Below are 12,939 nucleotides of genomic sequence, written 5' to 3' on the forward strand. Positions count from 1 at the left end.
TTTTAGCAGTACCTTTGCCACACAGGATATACAAAACAAACAAATGGCAAGAGCATTTTTTATTATCTTCGGGTGCTTAGGGCTCGGAGAGTTTATCGTATGGGCTACTGGTATAAAGTTGCCCTCAAGTATTATTGGCATGCTGATGCTTACCCTTTTTCTGAAAATAGGTTTGGTAAAGCTCGACTGGATAGAGCGCATGTCAAAGTTTTTAATAGCAAATCTTGGCTTCTTTTTCGTACCGCCCGGAGTAGCTATAATGCTTTATCTCGACATCATAAAAGCACAATGGCTACCCATAACAGTTGCTACCATAGTTAGCACCGTTTTAGTATTGATAGTAACAGGGCACATGCACCAGTTTGTCATTAAGTGCGAACGCAAGATAGGGGGCATGGACTTGCTACATCGCCACATAGACGACGATGCCTTTTATGCCAACAGGCACCACCCTAACAAGCCGCAAGAGCTTCAGGAACAAGACTTAGATGAGGCTTCAGAAGAAGAAGACTTACCAAACATTGACGACAAATAAAAACATACAAAAACAATTATGATAGAGATTTTTTCCAATCAATATCTTATCTTAGCACTTACCTTTGGCATTTACTTCTTATGCAGATACATACAAGTGCGCATGGGGTGGCTACTGCTCAACCCTATCTTAATATCTATAGTAACACTTATAATATACCTAAAGTTTACAAATGTGCCTTTCGAGGTATATAAGCACAACTCCGAGCTGATAGACTTTTGGTTAAAACCTGCCGTTGTTGCTCTCGGCGTACCTCTATACCTACAGCTTGATGCTATAAAAAAACTATGGTTCCCCATTGTTATGTCGCAGCTCGTGGGCTGCCTTGTAGGTATAGTAAGCGCAGTGGTAGTAGCTAAAGTGTTAGGCGCACCAGACGCCATTATACTGTCGCTGGCAAGCAAGTCGGTAACAACACCTATAGCAATGGAGGTAACACAGAGCGTGGGAGGTATACCCTCTCTTACTGCTGCCGTAGTAGTGATAACAGGTATCATAGGAGCCTTAATAGGATTTAAAACCCTTACAGTGGGAAGGATAAACAGCCCAATAGCACAAGGCCTGTCTATGGGTACGGCATCACACGCCGTAGGAGCATCTACAGCTATGGGATATGGCACCAAATACGGAGCTTTCGCCTCACTGGGCATAACCCTTAACGGCATCTTTACTGCCATGCTGACACCCACCATACTACACCTTATAGCTTCAATACTTTAAAAAATAATATTTTTAAAAAGATGAAAACGAAAAAGCTAATTTACCTCATTGCCCTTTGCATAGCCTTTATAACATGCAAAGCCGTAAAAGACCCACAAAAAAGCACTGCTGCCACACCAATACAACAGTATGCTAACATAAAGGAAAAGCCCATATCCGGAAAAGCAAACACTGCCTCTTCTAACACATACGGCTCTTCTTTTAACACATCAGCAACATTCAACTTCTTACCTCGAAACCCTCGCAATCTACCATCTAAAACATTAAACAGAATGGGGTACACCGTGTCTTATAACCCTGTTACTAAACAACCTAACTGGGTGGCATGGCACCTTACATCATGGCGCACATACGGCGAGGCTACACGCAAGGGTATAGAGTTTCAGGCGGACTATGATGTAGCCAACCCTGTAGACACATACGACTACGTAAGGTCTGGCTTCGACCGTGGGCACATGTGTCCTGCTGCAGATAACAAATGGAGCCAAAAGGCTATGATACAGAGCTTTCTCATGACTAACGTCTGCCCACAGACCCACGCCCTAAACGCTGGGCTATGGAACAGCCTTGAGACACAATGTCGCAACTGGGCACGCAAATACGGCTCGGTGTACGTCGTTTCAGGTCCCATCTTCACACGCGGCTCACAACAATACATAGGCAGACACCACGTTATGGTGCCAGAGGCGTTTTTTAAAGTGGTGCTATGCCTCGAAGGAAAGCCACGGGCTATAGGCTGGATAGTTAGAAACACTGACGAGAAAGGACGCAAAAAGACACACTTCATTAACACCATAGACCAAGTGGAACGCATCACTGGCTTCGACTTCTTCCCCGCTCTACCCGATAAGATAGAAAACAAAATAGAGGCAGAAGCTAACTTTACACAGTTCTGACAAAACACATATAATGCTAAAAGACCAGCTCCTTTATCTTCTTAAAAGCAACTTTCCACTACCGCCTACAAAAAACCAGGAACAGGCCTTAGACACCTTTGCCGAGTTTGTCTTCTCACACAACGAGCTGTCTATAATGCTCCTTAGAGGAAGTGCCGGGACAGGAAAAACACTTACGGCATCTATCATTGTAAAAACAATGCTACAGATGCACTATAACATCACCCTGCTTGCACCCACAGGAAGGGCATCTAAAGTGCTTTCGACATACGCCAATTACCCCGCATCTACCATTCATCGCTTCATATACAGAGAACGTGCCTTCACAGGCACTGACGGCGAATTTAATCTTAACAACAATCTATACCACGACCGCTTCTTCCTTGTAGACGAAGCATCTATGATAAACTATACCTCATACAACAGCTCCTTCGGTAGTGGAAGCCTATTACAAGACCTTATACAGTATGTTTATAATGGCAACAACTGCAGGCTCATTCTCGTAGGAGACAATGCACAGCTACCACCAGTAGGAGAAGAAAGTAGCGCTGCTTTAAGACGCGACATACTACAGAGCATGAACCTCCAAGTGTTCCATACCGATATAGAAGAAGTGCTAAGACAAAGCCTCAACTCTGGAATACTATACAATGCTAACAGCATACGCTACATGATAGACAGTGGCACACTAAACACACTACCACAAATAGCCACAAAAGGATTCCCTGACATCACCATAGTGCCACAAGACGAGATTATAGACACCATAGCCTCATCATACTCGCTCCAAGGCATAGACGAAACCATCATCATAACACGATCTAACAAAAGAGCTAACGTCTTTAACCAAGGCATTCGCAACATGATACTCGATAGGGAAGAAGAGCTATCTACAGGCGACATGCTCATGATAGTACGCAACAAATATCTATCACAAGAGAAAAAACAACAACAAAACAGCTCTGGACGAAAACTAAACTTCATTGCAAACGGCGACAGAGCCATCGTAAGACGCGTTAGAAACTATAGAGAGCTATACGGGTGCCGATTTGCTGATGTTACACTACGCTTCCCAGACTTTGACGACACCGAACTTAACACCACCGTACTGCTCGATGTTCTAAACTCCGAAGCACCAAGCCTTACAAGCCAACAAAGCAAAGACCTCTTTAACAACATCATGGAAGATTATGCCGATATAACACGAAAAGCCGAACGCATGAAGCTGCTTAAGCAAGACACCTACCTTAACGCACTACAGGTAAAGTTTGGATATGCCATAACCTGCCACAAAGCACAAGGAGGACAATGGCAACACGTCTTCATAGACCAAGGCTACATCACAGAGCAAACACTATCTCCACAATACTACCACTGGCTATACACTGCCTTTACCAGAGCCACCAAGCACCTGTATCTCATCAACTGGCCTAAGCAGCAAGTAAAGCAGACATAACCCCTCACCTTAGGGCTACACAGCTACCTTTAACCATAAATAATCTTACACCAATCTGCCTTAAACGCCACTTCTTAGAAAAGAAAACAATAACTGTTCTAAAGAAAAATAAATTATTTTTCCTACATTTTTAATTTATTTTTGCTACAAAAATAACCTAAAAATATTTTTCACCCTCATCTTCCAGCTCTTTCATCAGATATTTTTTGCTTTAAACAATCTAATGTTTTTCCTTCCATGTTATAGTGTGCAATCTACTGTAGGGAAAACTTATTCTGAAAGAATAATTTTGCGCTCTAAAGGGTTTTCATTATATTTGCATTAAGAAAGTAAAGATATATAAGTGAGGTTATTTTTTTTATATGATAGATAGGCAGACAGTAGACAAGATTACCGATGCTGTAAACATTGTCGATGTTGTAAGCGATTTTATTTCCTTACGTAAGGCAGGCACCAGCTATAAGGGCTTGTGTCCTTTCCACGACGATACTACCCCCTCCTTTTCGGTTAGTCCGGTAAAGGGGGTATATAAATGTTTTGCCTGTGGTGCAGCAGGCAATGCTGTAAAATTTGTTATGCAATATGAGCAGATGACTTATTGGGAGGCTCTCAGATGGCTTGCCAAGAAGTATAACATCGAGGTAAAAGAGCGTCAGATGACAAGTCAGGAAAAGCAGCAAGCCAGCATGCGCGAATCGATGTTTATCATAAACGAATGGGCAAGCAGGTATTTTCAGGACGTCCTCCATTCTTCTACCGATGGTAAAGCCATAGGGTTACAGTATTTTCGCAGTCGTGGTTTTCGCGATGACATCATAAAAAAGTTTATGTTAGGCTATAGTCTTCCCCGCCGTGATAGCCTTGCTATGGCAGCCTTAGAGGCAGGTTATAAAAAGGAGTTTTTGCTAAATACGGGTCTATGCTTTGAGCGTCAGACGGGCGAGCTTACAGACAGGTTTAGCGGCAGGGTGATATTTCCGTGGCTAAGCCTCAGCGGTAAGGTAACGGGCTTTGGTGGCAGGCTCTTAGACTCACGCACAAAGGGTGTGATGCAGAAGTACGTCAATTCTCCCGACAGCGAGATATTCCACAAAGAGCGTGAGCTATATGGCATCTTCTGGGCTAAGAAAGCCATAGCCAAACACGACCTTGTGTACATGGTAGAGGGCTATACCGATGTCCTTTCCCTGCACCAATGTGGCATAGAAAACGTTGTGGCTAACAGCGGCACAGCCCTTTCTATATTTCAGATAAGAATGCTCCACCGCTTCACCTCTAACATCGTCTTGATATACGATGGCGATGCTGCTGGGCAGCATGCAGCCCTTAGAGGTACTGACATGCTGCTCTCTGAGGGTATGAACGTAAAGGTCTTGCTCCTGCCCGACGGTAAAGACCCTGACGAGTTTGCTAAGATGTATAGCTCGGAAGAGCTTGTGAGGTATATAGAAGAACACCAGACCGACTTTATTGTGTTTAAAATAGCTCTACTTCTAAAGGGCGTTACTGACCCTATAAAGCGTTCGGAGGCTATCAACTCCATCGTAGAGAGCATATCCGTAATAAAAGATCCTGTCCTTCGCGATACCTACCTACACGAGTGTATGGCACGCACAGGGGTGGCAGAGCAAACGCTCATCTCGCAGATGAACCGCTTTATATATAATAACAAGGAGCGCGAGCGCAAAGACTCCACACCAAGGGCTGAGATAAAAGCAGAGCCGGCTGCAACCTCAAAGAGCTTTCCCACAGCTATAACTGCCCAAGCCGAAGATGTAGAGACATGGCTCATACAGCAGGTGATAAGATACGGAGAGCAGATAATTATAAAAGACGTAAAAGACAACTCGTCAGGCAACCTCATATCGCTCAACGTAGCACAATATATATCTTACGACTTAGGCTTAGACAACCTCAGCTTTACCTTTCCTCTATACAACAAGATACTCCAAGAGGCTATAGAACACTCCTCAGACGAAGGCTTTGTGGCAGAAAACTATTTCATACAACACCCCGACATTAACATTTCTGAAATAGCCACAGAGCTTAGTGTAGAGAAATTTAAGCTATCTGAAAGCCTACAACCTAAACAAGACGAGGCTGCACTGCTTGAGAACGTAAAGCATCTTATATTAGACTTTCGTCGCAACTATGTAGAACACCGTTACAACGAGCTAAAAGAACAGATAAAACAAACCCAAACCAACGAGGGTAAGATAAAGGCTTTGGCAGAGCTACAGAAGATGCAACAGCTAAGAAACATAATAGCCAAAAAGTTAGGCAACAACATTATAATATAAAAAAAGCTAAACTTATGCAATACGCCTATTGGATAATCCTCACCATTTACACCCTTATAACCCTTGCCACCATCGTTCGCATTCTCTTAGAACACAGGCAGCCGGCTATAACGATGGCATGGGTTATGGTGCTGGCGTTCCTGCCTGTAATGGGTATAATACTCTTTTTCTTCTTCGGACAGAAAACACGCAAAGAACGAAAGATATGGCAGCGCACACTTAACAAGCTCACAAAGCGGTCTATGTTAGAGTTTGTAGAGCAGAAAAATCTTTTCATAGAAGAGCGTTATCGCACTATAATAAACCTCTTTATAAACCAAAACCTTTCCCTACCCTTTAAAAACAACAACGTAGAAATATATACCCATGGCAGCAACTTCTTCCTTGCTCTGCTTAAAGAGATAGGTAAGGCTACTAAGCACATACACATAGATGCCTTCATCTTCAGCGACGACGCCTTAGGTAGGCTCATTGCCGACGCCTTGATAGATAAGGCTAAGGAGGGCGTAGAGGTGCGCATAGTGTACGATGACGTAGGCTCGTGGCGAGCAAAGAGCTCCTTTTTCCTCCGTATGAAGAAGGCTGGCATAGAGATATATCCCTTTATGCCCGTGCGTTATCCCTTCTTAACAAGTAAGGTAAACTATCGTAACCATCGCAAGATGTACATCTTCGACGGCAAGGTGGGCTTCATAGGCGGAATGAACATCGCTTTGCGTTACATAAAAGGCACACGCAAGCAAGCCTGGCGCGATACCCAAGTGCGCATAGAGGGTGCTGCTGTGTATGGGTTACAACGTGCTTTCTTTGTAGACTGGTTTTTTGTTTGCCACACCCTGATGACCAATCACAAGTATTACCCCACTATATCTATACCCGAGAACGACACCTTAGTGCAGATAGTAACAAGCAATCCTACCAGTCAGTGGCCAGAGATAGAGCAGGGCTATGTGCGCATTCTTCTCGATGCAGAGAAATATGTTTACATGGAAACCCCTTACTTTCTTCCTACCGAGCCTATACTCTTTGCCATGCGCACAGCAGCCGTTTCAGGGGTGGACGTGCGGCTTATGATACCCTTCGACACTGAAACAAAGATAGTGGAATGGGCATCACGGTCGTATGTAGTAGACACGATAAGGGCAGGGGTAAAGGTGTTTTTCTATAAAGCAGGCTTTAACCACTCCAAGCTGCTTGTTACCGACGACTGCCTTGCCACGATAGGTTCTACAAATATCGACTTTAGGAGTTTTGAAAACAATTTCGAATCGAATGCTTTCTTCTACAATAAAGCCATAGCACGACAGGTAAAAGACATCTTTTTACAAGATCAGGCTCAAAGCTCAAGCATCGACGACCTTCGTAACCGCTTTCGTCTTCCTTTCATACAACGGTTGTGGGAATCGGTAGTAAGGCTACTTAGTCCGCTCATGTAACAGAAAAAAAAGAATAAGCCCCATGCTTTTTACTTGCTTTTCTGAATTATATTCCCTACTTTTGCATAAAAATTAAGTCTATGACGAGCGATAGTATAGTAATCATTCCTACTTATAACGAAAAGGAAAACATTGAGAAAATCATAAGAGCAGTGTTTGCCCTTGAAAAGTCCTTTAACATTCTTATTATAGATGATGGTAGTCCTGACGGTACAGCACAGATCGTTCATGGCTTAATGGATAAAGAGTTTTCTTCTAAACTCTTCATTATAGAACGCTCAGGGAAGTTAGGTTTAGGCACGGCTTATATCACAGGTTTTAAATGGGCCATAGAGAAAGGTTACGAATATATCTTCGAGATGGACGCCGACTTTAGCCACGACCCAAAGGATCTTCCCCGCCTTTATCACGCAACAAGCTCTCAGGGCTACGACATGGCTGTGGGTTCGCGTTATGTTAGTGGTGTGAATGTGGTAAACTGGCCTATAGGTAGGGTGCTGATGAGCTTCTTTGCCAGTAAGTATGTGCAAGCCGTTACAGGCGTTAAAATCCACGATTTTACTGCAGGCTTTGTATGCTATCGCCGTAAGACACTATCTACTATACCCTTAGATAAGATACGTTTTAAGGGATATGCTTTCCAAATAGAGATGAAATATACTGCTCATCGCATAGGATTTAAGATTAAAGAAGTGCCAGTAGTGTTTGTTAATCGTCGTGAAGGGGTTAGCAAGATGAGCGGAGGCATCTTCTCGGAAGCATTCTTTGGTGTGATGCGCCTACGCTGGGACGGCTGGTTTAGAAAATATCCAAAGATAAAAGGCTAATGGTTTTAACAACTAAAACGCACTGACACTGTCCTTGCTGCAAGACATATAATGACAATACAAGAAGCAACACATATATATTCCTCTCTGCCGCAGGTAAAGGCTTTAGAGCTCTTCATAAAGGAGGAAAGACACAAAAACATTCTCTTAAAAGGCTTAACAGCGTCGGCTCCTGCCATGCTCTTTGCCGCATTAGCCCACAAAGTGGCATCTACCTTCCTTTTCGTAATGAACGATAACGACGAGGCAGGCTATTTTTATAACGACCTAAAGACGATGCTCTCCCATAGCAGCCAGTACGATTCTGCTTACGAAGTGCTATTCTTTCCCTCATCTTTTCGCCGCGCTATAAAGTTTGGACAGCGCGATGCAGCAAACCAGATACTACGCACAGAGGTGCTTACAAGGCTCTCGGCAGCTAAAAGCAGTAACGACACAAGCCACCCAAAGGCACCACTTTTTATAGTTACAGAGCCTTCTGCCATCAGCGAGCTTGTCATTTCACAACAACAGTTAGACTCTAAACGCCTCACCCTAAGCGTAGGAAAGCATATAAACATTACTAAAGTGGGTAAGACCTTACGAGAGTTTGGCTTTAAAGAAGTACTCTATGTATACGAGCCGGGAGAGTTTGCCATACGAGGAAGCATAATAGATGTATATTCTTTCTCGGGAGAAACTCCTTACCGCATCGACTTTTTTGGCGACGACATAGATACCATTCGCACCTTTGAGATAGAGAGCCAACTCTCTATAGATAAGAAAACGAGTATAGACATAGTACCAGAGCTTGCCAAAGTGGCTCACGAAAAGGTATCTTTTCTTAAGTTTTTACCACAAGAGACAACCATAGTATTTAAAAATTTCCTTTTTGTACGCGACTCTATCGACAAGATATATAAAGACGGATTTAGCCACCAAGCTCTTACAGAGCAACTCGAAGGAAAGACCGAAGTGGAGCAAGACGAGATAAAACAACGCTATATAAAAGAGACGCAGCTGCTTTCTCCAGCTGCTTTCACCACTGACGCCACAGCCTTTAAGCGTATAGAGATAATAAGCACAGACCACTCTCTATCGCCCCTAAGCTCCACATATAAACAGCAAGACATCATATCCTTTAACACTACACCACAACCACTGTTCCATAAAAATTTCGATCTGCTCATCACCTCCCTAAGAGATTATATGCTCAAAGGCTACCATATATACATCTTTGCAGATAGCAAAAAGCAAACAGAACGCCTCAAAGACATCTTCGATAGCAAAGCAGAACAAGCCTTACAGGAGAACCACTCTTACAGCGATAAGGCTCAAAGCAATGGCAGACACATAGCTTTCACTCCTGTAGAAAACACCTTACATGAGGGCTTCGTGGACGATGATAAGAAGATATGCTTCTTTACCGATCATCAGATATTCGACCGTTTTCATAAATATAGCCTCTCTTCAGACAAAGCACGACGAGGAAAAGCGGCTCTTACCATGAAGGAACTACAGGAAATGGAGCCCGGCGATTACCTTGTACACATAGACCTCGGTATAGGAAAATTTGCCGGATTAGTGCGTGTACCTGTAAAAAACTCCTATCAAGAGATGATACGCCTTGTGTTCCAAAACAATGTTATAGTGGATATTTCCATACACTCGCTATATAAGATAAGCAAATATAAACGTGCCGATACTGACGAGCCTCCACGCCTTTCGGTATTAGGGTCAGGAGCATGGGAACGCTTAAAAGAAAAAGCTAAGAAGCGTATTAAGGACATTGCACGAGACCTCATAAAGCTATATGCCAAACGCCGGCACGAGAAAGGGTTTGCCTTTTCGCCAGACTCCTTTATGCAGCACGAGCTCGAAGCATCGTTCCTATACGAAGACACACCCGATCAGCTTAAAGCTACACAAGACCTGAAGCAAGACATGGAAAGCTCTCAGCCTATGGACAGACTCATTTGCGGAGACGTAGGCTTTGGAAAAACTGAAGTAGCCATAAGGGCTGCATTTAAAGCAGCTGCAGATAACAAGCAGGTGGCAGTACTCGTACCTACTACGGTGCTGGCCCTTCAGCATTATAAATCGTTCCAAAACCGACTAAAAGATATGCCCGTAACAATAGACTACCTATCACGGGCACGCACAACAAAGCAAACAAAACAAATACTTTCTAACCTTGCTACAGGCAAAATAGACATTCTCATAGGTACACACAAGCTGCTTGGCAAGACCGTAAAATGGCACGACCTTGGACTGCTCATCATAGACGAAGAACAAAAATTTGGTGTATCTACCAAAGAAAAGCTAAGACAGATAAAAACAAATGTAGATACACTTACCATGACCGCTACACCTATACCACGCACACTACAGTTCTCCTTAATGGGAGCAAGAGACATGAGCATAATGAAAACACCACCTCCTAACCGCTATCCTATACAGACGGAGATAATAGAATTCGACCCTGAGACAATAGCAGAAGCAATAAACTTTGAGATGAGCCGCAACGGTCAGGTGTTTTTCGTTAACGATCGCATAGGAAAACTACAAGACCTCGCTGCCATGATACGCAGGAAAGTGCCCGACTGCAGAATAGCTATAGGACACGGACAGATGAAGCCCGAAGAGCTGGAAGAGATTATTATCGGATTTATGAATTACGATTACGACCTTCTGCTATCTACTACAATAGTAGAAAACGGTATAGACATATCTAACGCCAATACCATTATAATAAATGATGCACACCACTTCGGACTGAGCGACCTACACCAAATGCGCGGAAGAGTGGGCAGATCGAACAAAAAAGCCTTCTGCTATCTCATAACACCGCCTATGGCTCTACTAAACACTGAAGCCCGACGACGCATAGAAGCCTTAGAAACCTTCTCCGACTTAGGGAGCGGATTTAACCTCGCCATGCAAGATCTCGACATAAGAGGAGCAGGAAACCTCTTAGGAGCTGAGCAGAGCGGATTCATGGAAGACCTTGGATACGAAACCTATCAGAAGATTCTCTCACAAGCAGTAACAGAACTTAGAAACGATGAGTTTCATGATCTTTACACACAACAACAACAAAACGGCATACCTATCGCTAACAGCGACTTTGTAGACGACTGCACCATAGAAAGCGACTTGGAGATGTATTTCCCTGACAACTACATACCGGGAGCCTCTGAACGCATGCTTCTATATCGCGAGCTCGACAACATTAATGAGGAAAAAGCCCTCGATGAGTATCGTAAACGCCTCGAAGACAGATTCGGACCTATACCACAACAGGGCGAAGAACTTATGCATGTAGTGGCTCTAAGACGCATAGGAAAACGCTTAGGGTGTGAAAAGATAATACTAAAACAGGGCAATATGCACCTGCAATTTGTGTCTAATCCTAAAAGCTACTTCTATCAAAGCGATGCCTTTAACAGCATACTCTCATACATAGCCACATACCCCAAACGGTGCAACCTTAAAGAGAAAAAAGGCAAAAGACTAATGGTTATAAGCAACGTAACATCGAGCAAAGACGCCATAGAGATATTACGAAAAATAGAAAGTAAGCATACCACTACGCTTAAAACCACTTAAAGCCCTTTCCGTTATACACAAAAAACCTCCCCGTATAAATATATAACGAGGAGGAAAATATTACTTTTTGACTTATTCTATCTAATATCATTTAGCAAGCAATCGCGCTCCTAACTTCTCAAGCATATCTTTTGTCATACGCTCCAAGTCGTATTCAGGCTTCCAGCCCCACTCCTTACGAGCACAACTGTCATCGAGCGAGTCTGGCCAGCTGCTTGCTATGCTCTGCTTTAATGGGTCTACAGCATACACCATCTCAAAGCCTGGCTTATGCTTAAGGATAGCTTTATAAATAGCATCTGGGTCGAAACTCATCGAAGCTATATTAAAACCATTACGATGCACCAAGAGCGAAGGGTCTGCCTCCATAAGATTAATAGCACCATTAAGAGCATCAGGCATATACATCATGTCCATACGAGTGCCCTTAGCTATAGGACACACAAACTTTTCGCCACGCACAGCACTGTAATATATGTCTACAGCATAGTCCGTAGTGCCACCTCCGGGAGGAGTAACATACGATATCAAGCCCGGAAAACGTACCGAACGAGTATCTACACCATACTTATTAAAATAATAATCGCTCAAAAGCTCTGTAGTAACCTTAGAGATACCATAAATGGTCTTAGGCCGCTGAATAGTATCCTGTGGGGTATTCTCCTTAGGAGTGCCAGTACCGAAAGAGCCTATAGAGCTTGGTGTAAACACTGCACATTTGTTTTCACGTGCTACCTCTAAAATGTTCCACAAGCCCTCTATACCTATCTTCCATGCCAAACGTGGCTTACCCTCAGCTACAACAGAAAGAAGAGCTGCAAGGTTATAGATGGCATCGATACCATACTGCCTCACTACAGCAGCTATCTGCTCAGGATTAGTAACATCGGCAATGGCACATGGACCTCCCTGACGTAGCTCTTCCGTAGGCTCTGCCCCAACGATATAGCCTGCCACTACATTGCTACTTCCATAATGTGCCCTTAGTTTGCAAGTTAGCTCTGAACCTATTTGTCCAGTAGAACCAATAACTAATATTCGTTTCATTACTTATATTTAGATTTTATGCAACAAAGTAAATCTTTTTTTATGAGGTATCAAATAAAGAAATGCTAATTATTTTTAAAATACCAAATATAAAGAATACTACAACCACTCATACATGAAAAAACTAACCATAA

The 12,939-nt window shown here is 43.2% G+C and carries 9 protein-coding genes; 8 read left to right on the forward strand and 1 reads right to left on the reverse strand.

Going from position 1 to position 12,939, the window contains the following annotated elements:
- Positions 1-43 precede the first annotated feature (43 nt).
- From HMPREF9018_RS00675 to mfd, 8 genes are all read left to right on the forward strand, one after another.
- A complete protein-coding gene (locus HMPREF9018_RS00675; protein WP_008446705.1) occupies positions 44-535 on the forward strand; it encodes a CidA/LrgA family protein in 492 nt (163 codons plus the stop codon).
- Between the two features lie 18 nt (positions 536-553).
- Positions 554-1,255, forward strand: coding sequence for an LrgB family protein (locus HMPREF9018_RS00680; protein WP_008446449.1), 702 nt, complete (start codon positions 554-556; stop codon positions 1,253-1,255).
- Positions 1,256-1,275: 20 nt separating this feature from the next.
- The gene (locus HMPREF9018_RS00685) at positions 1,276-2,151 is read left to right on the forward strand and encodes a DNA/RNA non-specific endonuclease (RefSeq protein ID WP_039863848.1); all 876 of its coding nucleotides are present in this window, start codon (positions 1,276-1,278) and stop codon (positions 2,149-2,151) included.
- 13 nt (positions 2,152-2,164) lie between these two features.
- Positions 2,165-3,607: an ATP-dependent DNA helicase gene (locus HMPREF9018_RS00690; RefSeq protein WP_008446424.1), complete on the forward strand. Its 1,443-nt coding sequence runs from the start codon at positions 2,165-2,167 to the stop codon at positions 3,605-3,607.
- A gap of 362 nt (positions 3,608-3,969) precedes the next feature.
- Entirely contained in the window at positions 3,970-5,907 is a 1,938-nt protein-coding gene (gene dnaG, locus HMPREF9018_RS00695) for a DNA primase (protein WP_008446657.1), read from the forward strand.
- 14 nt (positions 5,908-5,921) lie between these two features.
- Positions 5,922-7,343 (forward strand): cardiolipin synthase, encoded by a 1,422-nt coding sequence (gene cls, locus HMPREF9018_RS00700; RefSeq protein WP_008446520.1) that lies wholly within the window; start codon positions 5,922-5,924, stop codon positions 7,341-7,343.
- Between the two features lie 80 nt (positions 7,344-7,423).
- Complete coding sequence (locus HMPREF9018_RS00705; RefSeq protein ID WP_008446526.1) at positions 7,424-8,170, forward strand: polyprenol monophosphomannose synthase; 747 nt, start codon at positions 7,424-7,426, stop codon at positions 8,168-8,170.
- 51 nt (positions 8,171-8,221) lie between these two features.
- Positions 8,222-11,758, forward strand: coding sequence for a transcription-repair coupling factor (gene mfd, locus HMPREF9018_RS00710; RefSeq protein WP_008446656.1), 3,537 nt, complete (start codon positions 8,222-8,224; stop codon positions 11,756-11,758).
- 87 nt (positions 11,759-11,845) lie between these two features.
- Here mfd and HMPREF9018_RS00715 read toward each other — a convergent pair whose 3' ends face one another.
- On the reverse strand, positions 11,846-12,805 hold the full coding sequence (locus HMPREF9018_RS00715) for an NAD-dependent epimerase/dehydratase family protein (RefSeq protein ID WP_008446538.1): 960 nt from the start codon (positions 12,803-12,805) through the stop codon (positions 11,846-11,848).
- Positions 12,806-12,939: the final 134 nt, after the last annotated feature.

The sequence above is a fragment of the Prevotella amnii CRIS 21A-A genome, from assembly GCF_000177355.1.
In the GTDB taxonomy this organism is placed as follows: Bacteria; Bacteroidota; Bacteroidia; order Bacteroidales; family Bacteroidaceae; genus Prevotella; species Prevotella amnii.

Bases quoted from the DNA above. Each gene is read 5' to 3' on its own strand.
- cls (WP_008446520.1), top strand. From the start codon at position 5,922: ATGCAATACGCCTATTGGATAATCCTCACCATTTACACCCTTATAACC.
- HMPREF9018_RS00690 (WP_008446424.1), top strand. From the start codon at position 2,165: ATGCTAAAAGACCAGCTCCTTTATCTTCTTAAAAGCAACTTTCCACTA.
- HMPREF9018_RS00715 (WP_008446538.1), bottom strand. From the start codon at position 12,805: ATGAAACGAATATTAGTTATTGGTTCTACTGGACAAATAGGTTCAGAG.
- HMPREF9018_RS00685 (WP_039863848.1), top strand. From the start codon at position 1,276: ATGAAAACGAAAAAGCTAATTTACCTCATTGCCCTTTGCATAGCCTTT.
- HMPREF9018_RS00675 (WP_008446705.1), top strand. From the start codon at position 44: ATGGCAAGAGCATTTTTTATTATCTTCGGGTGCTTAGGGCTCGGAGAG.
- HMPREF9018_RS00705 (WP_008446526.1), top strand. From the start codon at position 7,424: ATGACGAGCGATAGTATAGTAATCATTCCTACTTATAACGAAAAGGAA.
- dnaG (WP_008446657.1), top strand. From the start codon at position 3,970: ATGATAGATAGGCAGACAGTAGACAAGATTACCGATGCTGTAAACATT.
- mfd (WP_008446656.1), top strand. From the start codon at position 8,222: ATGACAATACAAGAAGCAACACATATATATTCCTCTCTGCCGCAGGTA.
- HMPREF9018_RS00680 (WP_008446449.1), top strand. From the start codon at position 554: ATGATAGAGATTTTTTCCAATCAATATCTTATCTTAGCACTTACCTTT.